The 17,020-nt window shown below is 70.6% G+C and carries 17 protein-coding genes; all 17 read right to left on the bottom strand.

Annotated elements, in window-relative coordinates; all coding sequences use genetic code 11:
* Positions 1–13 precede the first annotated feature (13 nt).
* Positions 14–400, bottom strand: a complete 387-nt coding sequence (locus AB0M26_RS10365; protein WP_365257642.1) for a nucleotide pyrophosphohydrolase — start codon at positions 398–400, stop codon at positions 14–16.
* A complete protein-coding gene (locus tag AB0M26_RS10360) occupies positions 397–1,623 on the bottom strand; it encodes an ATP-binding protein (RefSeq protein ID WP_365257639.1) in 1,227 nt (408 codons plus the stop codon). Before AB0M26_RS10360 ends, AB0M26_RS10365 begins: the two co-directional genes overlap by 4 nt.
* A 75-nt stretch (positions 1,624–1,698) precedes the next feature.
* Positions 1,699–2,100 (bottom strand): cell division protein SepF, encoded by a 402-nt coding sequence (locus tag AB0M26_RS10355; protein WP_365257636.1) that lies wholly within the window; start codon positions 2,098–2,100, stop codon positions 1,699–1,701.
* 270 nt (positions 2,101–2,370) lie between these two features.
* The gene (locus AB0M26_RS10350; RefSeq protein ID WP_365257633.1) at positions 2,371–3,798 is read right to left on the bottom strand and encodes an alpha/beta hydrolase; all 1,428 of its coding nucleotides are present in this window, start codon (positions 3,796–3,798) and stop codon (positions 2,371–2,373) included.
* 196 nt (positions 3,799–3,994) lie between these two features.
* Positions 3,995–5,668 (bottom strand): AMP-binding protein, encoded by a 1,674-nt coding sequence (locus tag AB0M26_RS10345; RefSeq protein WP_365257630.1) that lies wholly within the window; start codon positions 5,666–5,668, stop codon positions 3,995–3,997.
* 18 nt (positions 5,669–5,686) lie between these two features.
* Positions 5,687–6,253, bottom strand: a complete 567-nt coding sequence (locus AB0M26_RS10340) for an isoprenylcysteine carboxylmethyltransferase family protein (RefSeq protein WP_365257627.1) — start codon at positions 6,251–6,253, stop codon at positions 5,687–5,689.
* Positions 6,254–6,265: 12 nt separating this feature from the next.
* Positions 6,266–8,626, bottom strand: a complete 2,361-nt coding sequence (locus tag AB0M26_RS10335; protein WP_365257624.1) for an MMPL family transporter — start codon at positions 8,624–8,626, stop codon at positions 6,266–6,268.
* Complete coding sequence (locus AB0M26_RS10330) at positions 8,619–9,524, bottom strand: 4'-phosphopantetheinyl transferase superfamily protein (RefSeq protein ID WP_365257621.1); 906 nt, start codon at positions 9,522–9,524, stop codon at positions 8,619–8,621. The genes AB0M26_RS10335 and AB0M26_RS10330 overlap by 8 nt, the downstream gene beginning before the upstream one ends.
* Positions 9,521–10,123, bottom strand: coding sequence for a ferritin-like domain-containing protein (locus AB0M26_RS10325; RefSeq protein WP_365257618.1), 603 nt, complete (start codon positions 10,121–10,123; stop codon positions 9,521–9,523). Before AB0M26_RS10325 ends, AB0M26_RS10330 begins: the two co-directional genes overlap by 4 nt.
* Complete coding sequence (locus tag AB0M26_RS10320; protein WP_365257615.1) at positions 10,120–11,235, bottom strand: SDR family oxidoreductase; 1,116 nt, start codon at positions 11,233–11,235, stop codon at positions 10,120–10,122. The genes AB0M26_RS10325 and AB0M26_RS10320 overlap by 4 nt, the downstream gene beginning before the upstream one ends.
* A complete protein-coding gene (locus AB0M26_RS10315) occupies positions 11,232–12,134 on the bottom strand; it encodes a hypothetical protein (RefSeq protein ID WP_365257612.1) in 903 nt (300 codons plus the stop codon). Before AB0M26_RS10315 ends, AB0M26_RS10320 begins: the two co-directional genes overlap by 4 nt.
* Positions 12,131–12,394 (bottom strand): hypothetical protein, encoded by a 264-nt coding sequence (locus AB0M26_RS10310; protein ID WP_365257609.1) that lies wholly within the window; start codon positions 12,392–12,394, stop codon positions 12,131–12,133. The genes AB0M26_RS10315 and AB0M26_RS10310 overlap by 4 nt, the downstream gene beginning before the upstream one ends.
* Positions 12,381–13,280, bottom strand: coding sequence for a diiron oxygenase (locus tag AB0M26_RS10305; protein WP_365257606.1), 900 nt, complete (start codon positions 13,278–13,280; stop codon positions 12,381–12,383). The genes AB0M26_RS10310 and AB0M26_RS10305 overlap by 14 nt, the downstream gene beginning before the upstream one ends.
* Positions 13,277–14,239, bottom strand: a complete 963-nt coding sequence (locus AB0M26_RS10300; RefSeq protein WP_365257603.1) for a 3-oxoacyl-[acyl-carrier-protein] synthase III C-terminal domain-containing protein — start codon at positions 14,237–14,239, stop codon at positions 13,277–13,279. The genes AB0M26_RS10305 and AB0M26_RS10300 overlap by 4 nt, the downstream gene beginning before the upstream one ends.
* Before the next feature lie 594 nt (positions 14,240–14,833).
* The gene (locus AB0M26_RS10295; RefSeq protein ID WP_365257600.1) at positions 14,834–15,118 is read right to left on the bottom strand and encodes a hypothetical protein; all 285 of its coding nucleotides are present in this window, start codon (positions 15,116–15,118) and stop codon (positions 14,834–14,836) included.
* A gap of 4 nt (positions 15,119–15,122) precedes the next feature.
* The gene (locus AB0M26_RS10290; RefSeq protein ID WP_365257597.1) at positions 15,123–15,284 is read right to left on the bottom strand and encodes a hypothetical protein; all 162 of its coding nucleotides are present in this window, start codon (positions 15,282–15,284) and stop codon (positions 15,123–15,125) included.
* Between the two features lie 171 nt (positions 15,285–15,455).
* Positions 15,456–16,991, bottom strand: coding sequence for an aldehyde dehydrogenase family protein (locus AB0M26_RS10285; RefSeq protein WP_365257594.1), 1,536 nt, complete (start codon positions 16,989–16,991; stop codon positions 15,456–15,458).
* Positions 16,992–17,020: the final 29 nt, after the last annotated feature.

The raw sequence follows: 17,020 nt of genomic DNA, 5'->3' as shown, positions 1-17,020 counted from the left end.
GTCATGACCGCTCTCACTCCAGAGAGTGACGATGAGTCCGCTCACTCTGCGAAACCGGGAAGCGGTGCTCATTGCGGTCGATCTTCACCGACAGGGCCCCGAGCGCGTCGATCCCCAACACCTCGCAGAACTGCAGCAGATACGCCATCACATCCGCCACCTCGTCGGTCACGCGGTGAGCCGTCCCCGGATCCTCCATCACCCGCGCGGACTCCTCGGGCGTGAGCCACTGGAAGATCTCCAGCAGCTCCGACGCCTCGACACTCAGTGCTGTCGCCAGGTTCTTCGGCGTGTGGTACGGCTGCCAGCCCCGCGCCTCCGCGAACGCGGCCAGCCGGCGCTGCAGCGACGCCGGATCGCCGGGTCCGTCTCTCCTACCGGTCTCGGATGTCTCGTTCACGCACCCAGGTCTACCACCGACACCCCCGGCACCGCCGAGGCCGCCTCGGCGTCCCGCACCGACCCCACCAGCTGTACGTGACCGCGCTCCCCCATCCGTACGGCCAGCGCGAGGAGTTCACGCGCCTGCCGCCGGTCCATGCAGCGGTCCAGCCCGTCCGCGAGCACCGTCAGCGTCTGGCGTGCGGGCAACACCTCGGCAGCCGGGTCCATCTCCAGCACACCGGGGCCGGTCAGCAGCACCAGCGCCAGGGCCAGGTACCTCAACTCCCCGTCACCCAGCCGCCCGACGGGTGTGACGCCCTGTGCCCCCCGGTCCAGCACGGCCCGTACGTTCCCGTCGCCCAGCCACTCCGCGGCCAGATCCTCCACCGCTCCCCCGCAGCCCGCCCGGCAGGCGGCGACGAGAGCCGCGTGCCGGGTCGCGCACTCCGCGCGCGTACGCCGCAGCACTTCGGCCAGATTCCCGCAGCCGCGCCACAGGCGTCCCTCCCCCACCGCGACAGGCGCGCGCATCGTCTCCGGCTGCGGGTCGCAGACGAATGCCGCGCGCAATGCCACGACGGTCTGCTCAGCGGCGGCCAGGACCATGCGCTGGCCGGCGGTCTTGCCGGCGACACGCAACGGCAGCAGTGCCGTACCCAGCCGGTCATCCGGCAGCGGGGCCCGCGTCACCGGTACGGCGCCCGCGGTGTGCCAGGCCGCCTGGACCGTGCTGCGCCCCGGGTCGCGCAGCGCGGTGGACAGCAGGATCTGCCCGTCGCAGGTCAACCTCTCGCCCACCACCCGCAGTTCGGGCTCGGCCTGGACGGCGACATCGAGACGGACCACGCCGGCGGGCCCCCCGACCGTGCAGCCGATCCGGAAGCCGCGGCGGTGCTGGGCGTCCGGCCGGGCCCGCTCGGGCACACACGCGGCGGCATCGGGGAACACCTCGCCGAGCGTGGCGCCTCCGCCGAGCCGCGACAGCGCGGCGTACGCCTCCAGGGCGGTGGACTTGCCGCTGCCACTGGGCCCGGCTAAGACGGTCAGCGGACCGAGGGTGAAGACGGTGCCCCGGTGCGACTTGTAGGAGGAGAGCCGTAGTTCGGTCACGGTCGGCCGGTCGGCCGCAACCGCAGGCCGCGGCCCTGGTGTCGGCGCGGCCGGGACGGGGGCCGTGGTGGTGACGGTGCGGTCGGCAGGAGCATTGGCGAGGGTTCCGCAGAGGTGGGATGTGTCCATGAACCGGACCGTAAGCAGGGGCAGTTCCGCCGAACCGTTCCACCGCCACCGCCTTCCCACGATCGGGGTACCCGGTCAGTCGACGGCCGCAGCTCCCAGAGGAGGCGCCTCGACTTCCGTCCCGGCCGGGGTCAGCAGGAAGACATTGGTGTCGACGCGGTGCATCCGGGCCCCCAGACCGAAGGCGACACCACTGGAGAAGTCGAGGACGCGCTTGGCGACGCCCGGCTCCGCGGCCGTCAGGTCCACCAGCACCGGCGACTGCTCCATCAGGCAGTCCGCGATCTCGCGCGCGTCGGCGAAGCACTGCACCCTGAGCACGACGAAGCGCCGGTCCGGTCCGGTCTCCGCCCGCGGCCGCCCCCGTCCCGGCAGCGTGGGCTCGCCCGGCCAGGACGGCCAGGAGTCGCCGCCGCGCAGCGGTACGACGTCGGCGAGCCCCTCCCACTGCTCATCGGTGACGTCATGCCTGTTCACCGGACCTCCCCGCGGATGAACTCGCTGGATATCACCATTCGGCCCACCCTAGTGACCGCGGTCCGATGATCGGGCGGAGCAACACCAGGCACACCCGTAGGTGTGACAATGGCCATTCCCGGCGACACCGGAGCGGACCGTCACCAGCGGTACGACTGGGGGCGGTTGTGGTGGTGCCCGCCGGAAGTCCCATGCTCTGGAAAGGAGTTGGGCCGTCCCCGGTTCAGGGGACGGCCCAATTCCCGGTCGGCACGGCGCCGGCCGCGGATGTCAGACGTGCAGGGTGCGTTCCAGCCAGTCGAAGACCGTCTCGCAGTGCGTCTGCGGCGCCATCGGCGAGCAGTGGAGCTGTGCCCCCTGTGCGCGGGTGAGCTTGATGTACTTCTTCGGCGAGCGGAGCAGCTTGTACATCGCCTTCGGCTGGCCCGGGTAGAACTGCTCGTCGTCGTAGTCCAGGACCAGTGTCGGGCACTGGATCTGCGGTACGACCTTGGTGATGTCGAGCGCGATGACCCTCTGGGCGGGAGTCCAGAAGTCGGTGAAGATGCGGCCCTGCCGTGCCGCGCGCATCACCGCGGGGTCGAACGGCTGGAACCGCTTCTTGAGGAGGAAGGCCATCTCGGGGGTGAGCGTCGGGACGATCTCCTCGTTCCAGTACCGGTTGGTCTCCTCCTTGGTCGGCTTGAGGACGCTCCGGGCCTCGGGCGGGAAGGCCAGCCACGGGGAAAGGCAGCCCGGCATGCTGACCAGCGCGGCGATGCGGTGCTCGAAGGCAGCAGCCTGGCCGACGAGGTCACCGCCCATGCTCAGCCCCGTGAGGGCGATGCGCTTGTGGTCGACATCGCTGCGCTTGCTCAACCAGTTGACCAGCGGCTTCACCACATGGTCCCAACGCGGGGTGAAGAACGTCCCGTTGACGAAGAGCATCTGCCCCTGGCCCGGGCCGTCGTAGACCAGCGCGTTCCAGCCGCGCGCCATGGCGGCGGCGACACCGTAGGTCCACATGTCGACGTTCTGGCCGTCGCTGCCATTGGTGAGGATCACCGTGGGGCGGGGCCTGCCGGAGGTGTCGGGGCGGAAGAACCAGACAGGCATCGGTACCTTGCCCCAGTTCACGGTCGCCTGCTCGGCGGCCGGGCTCCAGTGCTGGGTGAAGGTGTCCCACTGCTCGCGGGTCGCCCAGTAGACGTTCTTCTCGGCGCCCGGGTCGTCGGTGCCCAGGACGTAGAACAGCGCCTGGGCGTAGTACTGGGACGCGCGGAGCGCCTGGGCCCGCTGCGTCTCGTGGTGCCCGCTCCTGCCGGCCGCCGCCGCGGAATCGGCCAGCCGGTCGCCCCAGGCGAGGAAGGTGTCGGTGTACGTCTGGTTGCTCAGGCCCGCCGCGTTGATGGCGTTGACCGCGGTGAGGACCTCACCGACCTGCGAGGCGCCGTACCCGGCTCCACCGAGCGCAAAGAGGCCGGTGAAGTTGAACCCGGGATCGTCGAAGAGCTGCATCGCTCCGGGGGTGGGGTTGTCGGCGGGCTTGGACGGAGCCGAGTGGCCGGCGGCGAGGGGCGTGGGCCGGGGGACGGGGGCGGCGAGCGCCGAACCGCCGATCGCGGCTGTGACGGCGGCCGTTCCCGCTCCCGCGACGAGACCCCGGAGAGCGACACGCCTGGTCGGGTCCTGGCCCGGAGGTGTGGAAGCGTTGATCATCCCGGCACCGTAGGAGGGCCTGCGACCCGGCCCCGGGCCGCCACTCGCGCCCTGCGCCGAATGGCCGCGCAGCGCACCCCTTTCGCGCTGCCGTACCGAACGAGTGCGGCGTTCGCGCAGGGCCCCCGTCACCGGTGGGGCGCGGGAAACCTTCGCGGAAGAGCCGTCGGCAGTCCCGGGGGAAGGACGCCGGACGTCACCCCGGGCCGTAGGCCTGCACGTGCGCGTGGGTGAGCTCCCCGTGGTGGAGGCGCTGCCACATCCACCGACGGCGTGGCTTGCCGCTCGAGGTCTTGCTGATGAGTCCGCGCCGGCCGGCGACCACGGTGATCGATGGCTCGGGACCGAGTTCGGTGCGGAGCAGTCCGACGACGTCGTCCGCCCATCGGCCCGGCCGGGTCTCGGCGAAGACCACGACACCGGCGCGGCCGCGGTCGACGGTGCTCACCACCAGGACACGGCTCCTGGCCAGCCCGGCGGTCGCGGCGACCTTGATGTCGAGGTCCTCGACGTACACATGGCGGCCGCGAAGCTTCAGGCTCTCCCCCATACGCCCCAGTACATACAGGTCGTCCCGGTGGAAGAAGCCCGCGTCGCCGGTGCGGAGTTCGCCGTCGACGAAGCGTGAGGACCCGGCCTCCCGCCCGGCGTGGTATCCGTCAGCGACCGAGCTGCCGGTGACGGCGATTTCACCGAGGTGCCCGTCGGGGAGCGTCCCTCCCCCGTCGTCGACGACGCGGATCCTGATGCCGTCCCGCTCCTGGGGGCGGCCGTGGCCGATCAGCCAGCCAGGACCGTGCTCGCCGGGCCACTCGCCGAGTCGGGCCTCCCCGACGATCGGGACTTCCGCGCCCATCCGCATCCCGCTCCACTCCGGGAGGACGATCCGGGGTACGCGGTCCACCGGTGGAGAGGTCACGGCCAGCGTGTTCTCGGCGAGGCCGTACGACGGCTGGAACGTATGTGCCGACAGTCCCGTACCGGCGGCCAGGCGGGCGAACGCTTCCAGTGCGGCCACGTCCGTCGTTTCCGCTCCCACGCAGACGGAGCGCCACTGTGACAGGTCCGCCCCCTCCAGCCACTGGGGGCGTACGCGGCGCGCGGCGTAGGCGAAGGCGAAGGAGGGCGACGCGGTGATGACGGCCTTGCCCGGGGTGAAACAGCCGAGCCACCGCTCCGGCCTCCTGATGAACTGCTCGGGGCGCATGAGCCACAGAGGGGCCTGGCGGGCGACCGGGAAGAGGAAACAGCCGATGAGCCCCATGTCGTGGTGGAGGGGTAGCCAGGACGCCACGCCGTCCCCCGGCTGCCAGCCCGAAATCCGCTCCAGAACCCGGAAGTTGGCGTGCAGGTTGTCCCAGGAGACCCGTACGCCCCTGGGTGCGCCGGTGGAGCCCGAGGTGAACTGCAGGAGAGCGATGTCGCCGGGGGCCCTGGGCTCCAGCTCGTCCCGTCCCTCTCTGAAACGCCACGGTGCGCCGGGGCGGCCCGCCCGTTCCATTGCCCCGGCGACCAGGGGGGCGAACTCGTCGGTGGTGACGGTGAGGACGGGCGCTGCCTGTTCGAGGATCGAGGCGACGTGGGCGATGTAGTCCTCGTCGGTCCGGAAGGACGGAGGGGCGACCGGGCAGATGGCGCCTCCCGCAGCGAACACCCCGAAGACGGCCGAGATCATCGGGTATCCGGTGGGCAGGAGCAGCGCGACGGCGTCCCCGGGGCGGACCCCGGCGCCGGCGAGTGCGGAGGCGACCCTGCGGGAGGAGGAGGCCAGTTCGGGATAGCCGCTGAAGTGCCAGCCCTCGGTGTCGGCGGCCAGATGCACACCCGTTTCGGGGGCGGGTGCGGTGAGCCATGCGGTGAGCGTGGACATCTCGGGCCTCCCCCGGTCTCAGCCGACGCCCGGACGCGGGAGGAAGCGCCCGGTGCGTTGCATGTAGCGGCGGTACTCGGACCCGAACTCCGAGGCCGAGAGCCGCTTCTCCTCCCGTCTTGCGGTGATGTCCAGACCGATGACCCCGTAGGCGAGGCATCCGATCGTCACCGGATGCGGAAATGCGGCCGCGCCGGCGAGGAAAGCGGCGATGAAGGACGCGTAGAAGGGGTGCCGGATCCAGCGGTACGCGCCGTGGGTGACGATGCTTCCGGGGGCGTCATTCTCCTGGTGCCACAGCGCGATCGGTGTGCGGTGCGTTCCCACGGTGAGGAAGGTCAGGGCGATCGAGGAGGCGCTCAGCGGAACCGCGACCAGCTGCAGCACGGGGGTCCAGCCGCCGGGCAGGGTCGGTACCCACCGCGCGGCGAAGGCGAAGGCGAGGAACACCGGTACCCCGAAGAACGGCAGGGCGGTCATCCACCAACGGGCGTTGAGCGAGCCGTCCTTGCGGAAGAAGACGCGCGGCAGCGCGCCGATGGCCAGGAAGTTGATCAGGAGCAGCAGGAGCACGGACGCGGTCATGGGATCGGTCCCCTATCTGTCGGATGTGCGGGTCATCGCCACGCCCGTGAGCGCGGGCCCGGGCTGCTGACGCCGGGCCTGGTCCGCCGCGGGGCCGGGCACAGGCGTCCGGGGGGCCGGATGCCGGACCGGTGAGGGCGGGCGGCGGCGCGGCATCCACCAGTTCCAGCGGCCCATCAGCTTCATCGACGCGGGCACGACGATGAGCCGTACGACGGTGGCGTCCAGCAGGATGCCGACGGCCAGGCCGAAGCCGAGTTGCTGGATCGGCATGATCCCGGTGAAGGTGAAGGCGCCGAACACGGCCAGCATCAGGAGCGCGGCACCCGTGATCAGCGGCGCCGTCCTGGACACCCCCCGGGCGACACTGGCGGTGTTGTCCTCGCCGGCCAGATACCCCTCGCGGACCCGGTTCAGCAGGAAGACCTCGTAGTCCGTGCTGAGGCTGACCAGGATGGCCAGGAGCAGGATGGGGACGAAGTTCTGCAGATATCCGAAGTCGTGTCCGCCGAGCAGGCCGAGTCCCAACCCGTGCTGGAAGACCAGGACGAGCACGCCGTACGTCGCGCCCACCGAGAGCAGGTTCATCACGATGGCCTTGACCGGCAGCAGGACGGACCGGAAGGTCGCCAGCAGCACCAGGTAGACCATGAGGAGCATGAGCGCGCCCACGGCCGGCAGCCCTTCGCTGATCACGGCGTTGGCGTCGACACCCTCCGCCGTCTCGCCGCCGACATCGGCACGTACGCCGCCGGAGAGGCGCTGTGCTTCGGTGCGGACCCGGGTCAGCAGGTGCCGGGTGCTTTCGCTCGACGCGAAGTCGTCCGCCACGACTTCGAGGACCGCGGTCCGCCGGTCGGTGGAGACGTAACGGTCGATCGTCCGGCGCGCGTCGGAGGGGAGGCGGGACAGTTCGGTCAGCGCGGAGAACGGCCGTTCCGGCCGGGCCTCCCGGAGCGCGGCCAGCGGCGAGTCGACGCGCCGGACATGGTCGAGCCCGGCCAACCTGCCCTCCAGAGCGGCGACTTGGCGGCCACCGCCGGAATCCAGGGGACGAGGCGACCGGACCACCACCTGGATCGGTGACGCCGTCCCGGGCCCGAACTGCTCCCGCATCGTCTCGAAACCCCAGCGCACCGGTGAGGACCGCGGCAGGATGCGCGCGTCCGGAGTGAAGCTGCGCAGGCTCAGGGCGGGCCCCGCGAGGGCCGCCAGGGCGAGGACGGAGACCATCAGGGAGAGCGCAGGGCGCCGCATGACCCGGTGGGCCAGGTCGTGCCACCGCCCGTCCTCGGTACGGCGGGCGTGCCGGCCGCGCCGCGCCCGGCGGACCGTGCCTTTGAAGATGCGGTCACCGAGCACGTACAGCAGGGCGGGGAGCACGACCACGCTGGCCAGGACGGCGAAGACGACCACGACGACGATGCCCAGCGCGATGGACCGGATGACGTTGAGGTCGACGAGGAAGAGGCTGGACATGGACAGCACGATGACCAGCCCGGAGAAGACCACCGTCTCACCGCTCGTACGCAGGGTGGTCTCCAGGGCGGCGAAACGGTCGCGGCCCTTCCGGAGCTCCTCCTGGAAGCGGGAGATGATGAAGAGCGCGTAGTCGATCCCGACGCCGAGCCCGATCATGAGCGCGGCGTTCTGCACGAAGATCGACAGCTCGAAGCCCCTGGCGATCAGGGACAGCACCCCGAACGCGAGCACCAGCGCGGTCATGCTGACCACGAACGAGGTGACCGTGGCGACGACTCCCCGGTACAGCCACAGAAGGATCAGCAGAATCAATGGGAACGCGATCGACTCGGCGGTACTGAGCCCCTTCTGGCTGAGTGCGTTGATCTCCCCCCAGAACGATCCTGCGCTGACCAGGGCGACGCGCAGGCCGTCCTCGGCGTACCGGTCGGCGACGGCGGCCTGGACGTCCGGCAGGACGCGCCGGGCCGTACCGTCGTCCAGGCGGAGACCGACCAGGGTCACCGCGGTGTGGCGGTCCTCGCCGACGAAGCGGGCGCGGCCGGACGCGGAGAGGGTGTTCCAGCCGTAGGAGCCGACGCTCTCCAGACGCCTGTCCCGCGTGACCTCCCGCATGACCGCCCCGACCCGCTTGCCGAACTGCGCGCTGCCGGCGGCGTGTCGGCCGTCGCGGACGACGAGAAGGATGTTGCTGGCACCCCGCCCGGCGAAGCCCGATTCCATCGCTGCGACCGCCTGCCGGGACTCGGAGCCGGGCACGTACCAGCCGCCGCCGCTGAGCCGGTCGGGAAGCGACAGTGCGGAGAAGCCCGCCGCGGCCAGCGCAACGATCCATACGATGACCAGCTGCCTGCGGAACCTGCGGAGCGCGGCGGCCGACCGTTCAGCCATCCATGCCTCCCGCGGTGCCGGATGGTGGTGCGTTCAGCAGATCGACGAGCTGACCGAGGGTGACGACCTGCCGGAGGTCCGCCTGGCTGAAGGTGGAGTCGAACTCCTCCTGCAGATCCACGGCCATTTCGACCAGCATGAAGCTGTCGGCCGCGAGTTCGTCGAGCGTGGTGTCCTCGGTGAGCTTCTCGCGCGGGGTCCTCAGCGTCTCGCTGATCCGCTCGGCCACGAGGTCGAAGGTGGCAGGCATGTCGCTCCTCAGGTGGTAGGCGTCCTCCGGTGGTTCGCCCTGTTCCCCGGCACGGTCCAGCGCGACCGCCACGGACATGTGCAGGCCCCGGCCGAGCAGGCCGCAGGTGTAGCCGAAGCGGTGTTCGGAGCCGGGGCGCCGGGCGATTCCGGCGCGCGCGGCCGGGTCGAGCGTCAGGTAGTCCCGCAGGAGGGTCCCGCTGTTGGCGGGGTCGGACTTGAACACGGCCTCCTTGACCGTCCACAGCCGTACGTACTCCGCGGCCCTCACATCGGGCGTCAGGCCGGCCAGCCAGTTCTGCTCCGGTTCGCTCAGGAAGAACCGGGCCGCCGACAGCCTCGCCTCCGTGCGGACCGGCTCCAGGTCGACGCCCACGCCCCGGGTCACAGGGCCGAACGCGGCGGCGGCGACGGCGTCGTGGTCCGTGTGGGTGAGGGACAGCCCGGGATGCGGGAACGCGTAGCGGCTCACATCCCGCGGCCGGCCGAGGAGGCCGAGCAGCACACGGAGCGCGTGCCGGGCCACCAGCCACTGCCGGCGCCGCTGCGCGCCGGCGGGGAGGGCATCGAGCAGGCCGCGTTCCCCCGGCGACAACGAGCCTTCCTCCAGCGGCCGGTCGGTCCTCACGGCAAGGACGGGCACTCTCATCCCGGGTGTCTCGCGTCGGTCTCGGAGAGGAAGGCGATGCGCTCGCCGAACTCGGCCAGTGTGGCGGCGTAGACCTCCTCGTCCGCCGCGGTGTAGCGCGTCAGCGTCTGCTCGATCGTGTCCCGGCCGTACTCCCCCGCCATGGACTCCAGCGCCTCCCGTACGTACTTCACGTGCCAGCGCTCGTCCAGCATGATCTTCTCGATGGTGCCGCGGACCAGGGGGTGGGTGCCGGAGTAGCGCTGCTGCAGGCGGTACTGGCCGATGACGCGCTTCTCGAAGACCTGGGTGATCGCCATGACCTCCATGAGGTTGGCGGGCACGCCCACCGCTTCCATGTACCGGTCCTGGTAGCTGCGGGACTGCCGTATCGGACGCAGATCCAGCGCGTCGATGCACTGCGTCCAGTACGAGGCGTGGTTGGCCTCGTCGGAGAAGTGGTGCGTCACGTCCACCACGAGTGGTCCCCGGATCGTCCGGGCCACCCGTCCGAAGAAGAGCGCGCCGTTGATCTCGGACGAGCGGTAATAGCTCATCAGCCACAGATCGTTCTCGGTGACGGACGGTGCCGGGCCCGGGGCGTCGTCGCTTCTGGTCACACGGCCTCCTCGGTTCGGCGGGCTGAGGGCCGACGGCCCCAACGGGTGGCGACCAGATGGCGGGTGACGGCTTCGGCCAGTCCGGCGGGGTCGGGGGCCTCGTAGCCGGGCCAGGCGGCGCGCAGAGCGTCGTTGCGGAAGGTCTTGGCCAGATACAGCTGAGTGCCGAAGGGGGCCAGGGAGGCCAGCGACTCCTCGATGGGACCGCCGCGGAGCCGCGAGGCGGCCTCGACCAGGTCCTCGAAGCCGTCCCGGTCGCACGGCAGGGGGCGCGGAAGGTGGCGCCTGCGGTAGTCCGGGTCCTGCTCGAAGACGTCGAAGACGACATCAAGCAGCCGGCCCAGCGTCAGGGTGTCGGCCGGGTCGGGACACAGGTGGTAGATCCCCTCAGGGCCGGCCGGATCCAGGAGATGGGTGACGGCCGATGCCGTGAAGGCGGCCGTGGCCAGGCTCAGCGGTGTCGATGGGTCACCGGGGACCAGCGAGAGCAGGCCGTAGAAGAAGAGCTTCACCGTGTTGTGGAAGGCGTTGTACTGCACCACGGTGCCGCTGTCGTCGTCGGCGATCACCGTGGGCAGCCGCAGGACCGACAGCGGCAGGTCACCCGCGGAGAAAGCGTGCTCCTCGGCAGCCCACTTGGACCACTCGTAGTGGTTGACGAAGCCGTTGTCGGTATGCCGCGCTTCGGCCACCGTCCCCTTGCGCCGGCCCGCGGTGTAGAGGGTGGAGAGCAGCGCGATCCGCTCAAGGCTCTCGCACCGGGCGGCGAAGGCGCACAAGCGCCGGGTGCCCTCCACATTGACGCTACCCGCCACCTCGGCCTCGACGTTGAACCGCGTCACGGCTGCCGCGTGCACGATGCGTCCGACGGTGCGCTGCGGTACGTCCGACAGGGGGTCGTCCCGCCGCAGGTCCGCCACCACGTAGGCCGTACGGTCCCGTGCCCCGGGGCCGAGTTCGGCCGCGAGCCGTGCACGCTTGTCCGCGAACTCCCCGGCGTGCTCCGCCCGGACGGCCAGGATCAGCTCGTCCTCGCAGGCCTCGAGCAGGGCGGCGGCCACCCGGCGGCCGAGGTAGCCGTCGGCACCCGTGATCAGCGTCGCGCGGCTCACAGCGATCCTCGCACCGTCTCCGCCGCGTCCCCGGGGCACGGCCAGGACGAGGGGTCCGCGCCGTGGCGGTCGGTGATCGCGTACAGCCAGCGCTCGACGCCGAAGGCCAGGCAGGCCGTATGGGCCGGCCGGCCGTCACGGACGATGCCGAAGGCCGTTCCGAAGTGGTCGTGGTGGAGGTTCAGCGAGGCGATGGCCAGATCGCCGCCGTAGGTGGCCTCGTGCTTGGTCGGCTGGAGCCGCTGCATGAGGAACTTGGGATTCTGCAGTGGCCGGAAGAACGGGTCTGTGGCGGGGAGGAATTCGGCCGGCAGCTCCATCGCCGAAAGGAAGGCGGAGAGGACCGTCGCGGCCTTCTCCAGGAAGGCGGCGCTCTCCTGGGCGCTTCCGATGCAGACGATTTCCCTCATGGAAAAGCTCCACTGCCGCCGGAGCGGCACGTACGCGGTCTCCTGGCGGAAACAGGTGTTGCGGGTAGTCAGATGGAGCGGAGCGGCGAGCCTTTCGTCCTGGTGGCTGCTGAACAGGTGGTAGCAGGCGGCCGGGGTGAGCACGTCGGAGACCGGAGCGAGCCGCCCGAGCCGCACCTCTCCGGCCTCCCCGAGCATCTCGCTCTCCAGGAAGCCGTCGAGATGCCCGGGGTCCATCCGGACCGGGAAAGTCGCCTGGTGAGGAAAGGAGTTGAGGTAGTCCACCCGCTGGAGGCGTTCGGCCGGGAGCGACGCCGGATGTCGCTCCTCCTGGGCCCGCCAGATCCCGGCCAGCCGCTGGAAGGCCCGGTCACAGTCCTCCGCCAGCGCGAGCAGCGGACCGCGCAACCCGGCCTGCCCGGAGGGATGCCAGCACAGGCCGAGACCGGTGAGCATCGCGTACCGATCCGGAACCGTTGTCGCGCTCATGACGGTGCCCGGGAGCGGACGAAGCGCCGTACGAGGGTGTCGATGTCACGGAAGTCCCCGGCGCGCATGTCCTCGACGTCGATCGGTTCACCGCGCAATCGCTCGAGAAGCAGTAGCAGTTCGGGCACGTGCAGGGAACGCAGATGGCGCCGTTCGAAGAGAGGCGTGGTGTCCGTCAGGGACCCGCCGTCGAGATCCTTCGCCTTGCCGAGCACCCAGGAGCGCAGCGTTTCCCGGATCTCCCGTTCAGAAGGGGGCATGAGGCTCCTCGGTGAGAATCCCGGTGGACACCAGATACCGCACGCACTTCGCGGACACCCTCCGCCGGTGCTCCCGCTGCGCGGGCGCCGCCCACGCCTCGTCGGCGAGTTGCCACGGCCGGTCGAGACCCGCGTCGGCATAGACGTCCGGGTTGTAGTACTCGCGCCAGCTCGCCACGAGGAAATCCGTCAGGTGGCCCCGGACATCGGCGGTCACGTCCGCGTCCCAACCGTCCGCGCAGGCATCCCACAGCGCCTGAACGATGCTCCGTCCGAAGACGAGGTGCCGTGACTCCTCGACGTGGTGGTTGTTGTTGATGAACCGCGCCACGGGATGCACCCGCTCGTCCCGGCCCTGGATCCAGTTGTAACGGTCGACGATCTCCTCGAAGATCATTGTCCTGGCGAAGAAGAGGAAATCCTCCACATCGCGGGGGCGGGAATGCTCCATCCAGATCTGGCGGCTGGGATAGACCCTGGCGTATCGCGTGCAGAATCCGCCGAAGAAGATGCTGTGCTTGTTCTCCTCGTCGAGGAAGTTGTGCAGATAGTCGGCGACGTCGGCCAGATCCCGGCGGTAGAGACGAGCGGCCAGCCCCTGCATCAAGCTCTTCTCACCGTGAATGTTCAGACTGAAGAAGTTGGCCGCTTCGTAAAACGCCAGCCGGCGCCGCGTCGGTTCGTCGAGCTGTTCCCATACGGGCGTCCCGTAGAGGCTCAGCAGTTCCGGCGAACCGAACCACTCCCGCTCGGGATCCACCGCAGCCGGCCATTCCACCGCCGTATACGGATTCTGGTACGAGCGCTGCGAGAGATGCGCGAGCCTTGCGGTGGTTTCGTGCATCGACGCAATCGCCTCGCTCAGGCGGGAGCGGGAGGGTGTCATGAACCCACCGCCTCGAGAACGAGGCACTGCCAGTTGAGGCCGAAGCCCGCCATCACCACGGCCAGGAGCTGCCCCGGGCGCAGCCGCCCGGACTCAACGAGCTGCACCAGATTGACGACGTTGTCGGCCGAGATGACGTGCCCGACATCCGGCATCGAGGGGCACCACACCCGCTCGAACGGCACCCCGAGCACCCGGCACAGGATCTGCCACGCCTTGCCGCTGGTGTTCTGCGGCACCACCCAGTCGATGTCCGCGGGGGTCAGCCCCGCGCGGGCGACGGCCTCGGTGAACACACGGTGCGTGTAGGAGAAGTAGGCCCCCACCGTCTCGTCGTCGCTCGCCTGCCCCAGCGCCCCGTTGGTGATCTGGTGGGAGGCGAGAAGCCGGAAACCCGACCTGCGGCGGCTGACGACACAGGCCGCACCGCCGTCGGAAATGAGGTTGTACGCCTGCTCGTAGAGCGCCCCGGGCGGAAAGCGGTCCGCCGTCACGCACAGCACACTTCGCCAGGCAGGCTCGGACAAGAGCATCGCCCCGGCCAGCCGAATCGAACCGGGCATCGCCGTGCACGCCTGCTGCGTCAGCCCCATGACGACGGCGTCGTCCAGACGGAAGTCGGCCTGCAGCCGGCCGGCCGGGAAATCCATCAGGTGCTTGACGTCCCGGGTGCGCTCCCATGCGGCGGAATCGCCGATGTTTGCATTGAGGGGAATGCACGTCGCGTAGACGATCGCATCGATATCGTCCAGCCGCCCGGCCCGTGCAAGCTGCTCGGTCGCTCCCCTGGCCAGTTCGTACGGACTGGTTTCGGGCTCACAGACGTGGTGCCACCGGAAACCGGCCGATTCCAGGTCCTCGGCCTCCGACCGCAACTTCCCGGCCGCGGCCGAGTCGGCCACGTGGATCTTCTGCTCACCGAGCGAGTAGGCGAAGGAATCGACGTGAACATCGTGCACGGTGATACCTCCTGAGCGAATTCCTGCCGAGGGAGACCAGGTGGTTGCGCGCGAAGAGGATTCACGCCCGGTGGCACGGCGACACGGTGAAGAAGGAGGGGCCGGGCCCGATCCGAAAGCCCCGGCTCATCCAGAGAGGACAACGGTGACAATTCTGATCCTGTCGGCCCTGGGGAATCACCTAGTCCGGCTCAGCGGGCCGAATCCCCGATACGGCGTCACCGTGTTCGACCGCCGGCGCAATGCCGCGTCCCCCGCCGCACGCGACCGGCCCCCCGCCGTCGCGGCTCCGGCGGGACGGCCCCGAGGCCGGTGCCGGCCCCGCCGAGGAGGGGCTCATCGCCTCACCGCGGCCGGTACGCGAAAGACCGCCGCTTCCTTCGAAACGGCGGTCTTTCGCGGCCGTGTTGATGCGCCGGGGGCCCAGGGGCATGCGTTCGGATCACCGAGCGGACCCGCCCCGCGTCCTGCGCTGCCCTCGTGCTGGTGCGGCCCTGGAAGACGACGGGTCGGAGAATCCGGAGTCCTCCGCGGCGCACGAGGACTGGACCCGAGCTTCGCCGCCACCGACGAAGCCGCCACTGACGCAAGTGCCTAGTCGTCGACGGACGACAGACGTGCCGCCTGCCCGGACCTGACCGTCTCGACGGCTCTTTGGTGCACGGCCCGGCCGGTCGTCTCGGTCTCGGCCGGAACCGGGCTGCCCGCCACGGTGTACCAGTCCTCCGCCCCGGTGTACTGGACCGCGACCGCCGCCTCCCCTTCCAGCCATGTCGTGTGCACGGTGAGGTCACCGGTGATCGTTCCGACCTCTTCGGTCAGCACTCCGCCCCGCCCGGCGATCACGCCGGCCGTCGTCCATGTCGCCCAGGTGTCCACGGCGTCAGACCTCGATGTGTGCGGGGACGGTGTCCGGGGCTCCGGCGGCGGAGCAGCGCCTCGCGCTGCCGGTGACCGTCCGGCGGCGGTGGCGGAACAGCGCGGCTCGGGCCGGGTCGCTCGGGCCCGGCTGCCGACCACGAGAAGGTGTGTACAAGGCAGCCATCTTCCTATTTTCACCCCGGCCCTGCCAGATTGCATCTCCTGGACCGGACGGGTTGCGCCGCGGGGGTCCGGAGACCGTACGGCCCCTCCGCGGCCGCCCGGGCCCTCCGTGCGACCGCCCCCGCCGGGGGGCTGTTCCGAGCCGGGGCGGCCGGGCGGTCGCCGGAGGCGGTCAGAGGAAGCTGACATTCTGCGCGAGTGCCAACTCGCTCGAGTAGTTGATGGTGTTGGTCGCCGGGCGCATGTACGCACGCCAGGAGTCGGACCCGGACTCGCGTCCCCCGCCGGTCTCCTTCTCGCCGCCGAAGGCCCCGCCGATCTCGGCACCCGAGGTGCCGATGTTCACGTTCACGATGCCGCAGTCCGAGCCCTCCGCGGACAGGAACCGCTCGGCCTCCTGCTGGTCGCGGGTGAAGATGCTGGACGAGAGCCCCTGGGGCACGTCGTTGTGCAGGTCAATGGCCTCCTGAAGGGTGTCGTAGGTCAGGACGTAGAGGATGGGCGCGAAGGTTTCCTCACGGACGACGGCGGTCTGCTGCTCCATCCGGACGACGGCGGGCTCGACGTATGCGGCACGCGGTGCCGTACCGGACGGGCGCCGGCCGCCGCCGGCGAGGACCGTGCCGCCCTCGGCCCGGGCCCGGGTCAGCGCGTCCTCCATGGCCTCCTGCGCCCCCTCGGAGATGAGCGGCCCGACCAGGGTGCTCTCCTCGAAGGGGTCGCCGATCGGGAGTTTGCGGTACGCGGTGGTGAGCCGGTCCACCAGGGTGTCGGCGATATCGCGGTGGACGATGAGGCGCCGCAGCGTCGTGCAGCGCTGGCCGGCGGTGCCCGCCGCGGCGAACACGATGCCCTGGACCGCGAGGTCGAGGTCCGCGGAAGGGGCGACCACCGCGGCGTTGTTCCCGCCGAGTTCGAGCAGGCCGCGCCCGAAGCGGGCCGCGACGCGCGGCCCGACCTCGCGCCCCATCCGGGTCGACCCGGTCGCACTGACGAGCGCCACACGGCGGTCGTCGACGAGCCGTTCGCCCAGATCCCGGTCGCCCAGCAGCAGGGCGTGCACGTCCGCGGGAGCGCCGACGTCGTGGGCAGCGCGGGCCAGCAGCCGACTTGAGGCGAGGGAGGTCAGCGGGGTCAGCTCGGAGGGCTTCCAGACCACGGTGTCGCCGCAGACCAGGGCGACCGCGGTGTTCCACGACCACACCGCGGCGGGGAAGTTGAACGCGGAGATCACGCCGACGACGCCGAGCGGGTGCCAGGTCTCGGCGAGGCGGTGGCCCGGGCGCTCGGACGCGATGGTGCGCCCGTAGAGCTGGCGGGAGAGGCCCACGGCGAAGTCGCAGATGTCGATCATCTCCTGGACCTCGCCGAGCGCCTCCGACCTGATCTTGCCCGCCTCGACGGTGATGAGGTCGGCGAGGTCCCTCTTGTGCTCGCGCAGCAACTCGCCCAGGCGCCGTACCAGTTCACCGCGGCGGGGAGCCGGGGTGACGCGCCAGGTGCGGAACGCCTCGGCGGCCGCCCGGACCGCCTCGTCCGCCTCGGTGGACGTGGTGGCCCGCAGACCGAAGAGGTCCTCGCCGGTGATCGGCGTCCGCGCCGCGAAGTCGCTCCCCTCGGGGGCCTCCGCGCCCACGCGCCGCAGGGCGGTGCGTGCCCGCTCGCGCAGGTCCTCGGTGGTCGGGAGGGTGACGTCTGTGGCGGTCATTCGGGGTCCTTTCGGGTTCCGTTGGGTGT

Source organism: Streptomyces sp. NPDC051776, assembly GCF_040681345.1.
GTDB lineage: Bacteria > Actinomycetota > Actinomycetes > Streptomycetales > Streptomycetaceae > Streptomyces.
This window is presented reverse-complemented; position numbering and strand designations above follow the sequence as displayed.

What these genes read in the sequence shown, in the direction of transcription:
- AB0M26_RS10360 (WP_365257639.1), bottom strand. Translation starts at nt 1,623, where the DNA reads ATGGACACATCCCACCTCTGCGGAACCCTCGCCAATGCTCCTGCCGAC.
- AB0M26_RS10350 (WP_365257633.1), bottom strand. Translation starts at nt 3,798, where the DNA reads ATGATCAACGCTTCCACACCTCCGGGCCAGGACCCGACCAGGCGTGTC.
- AB0M26_RS10345 (WP_365257630.1), bottom strand. Translation starts at nt 5,668, where the DNA reads ATGTCCACGCTCACCGCATGGCTCACCGCACCCGCCCCCGAAACGGGT.
- AB0M26_RS10340 (WP_365257627.1), bottom strand. Translation starts at nt 6,253, where the DNA reads ATGACCGCGTCCGTGCTCCTGCTGCTCCTGATCAACTTCCTGGCCATC.
- AB0M26_RS10335 (WP_365257624.1), bottom strand. Translation starts at nt 8,626, where the DNA reads ATGGCTGAACGGTCGGCCGCCGCGCTCCGCAGGTTCCGCAGGCAGCTG.
- AB0M26_RS10330 (WP_365257621.1), bottom strand. Translation starts at nt 9,524, where the DNA reads ATGAGAGTGCCCGTCCTTGCCGTGAGGACCGACCGGCCGCTGGAGGAA.
- AB0M26_RS10315 (WP_365257612.1), bottom strand. Translation starts at nt 12,134, where the DNA reads ATGAGCGCGACAACGGTTCCGGATCGGTACGCGATGCTCACCGGTCTC.
- AB0M26_RS10310 (WP_365257609.1), bottom strand. Translation starts at nt 12,394, where the DNA reads ATGCCCCCTTCTGAACGGGAGATCCGGGAAACGCTGCGCTCCTGGGTG.
- AB0M26_RS10305 (WP_365257606.1), bottom strand. Translation starts at nt 13,280, where the DNA reads ATGACACCCTCCCGCTCCCGCCTGAGCGAGGCGATTGCGTCGATGCAC.
- AB0M26_RS10290 (WP_365257597.1), bottom strand. Translation starts at nt 15,284, where the DNA reads ATGGCTGCCTTGTACACACCTTCTCGTGGTCGGCAGCCGGGCCCGAGC.
- AB0M26_RS10285 (WP_365257594.1), bottom strand. Translation starts at nt 16,991, where the DNA reads ATGACCGCCACAGACGTCACCCTCCCGACCACCGAGGACCTGCGCGAG.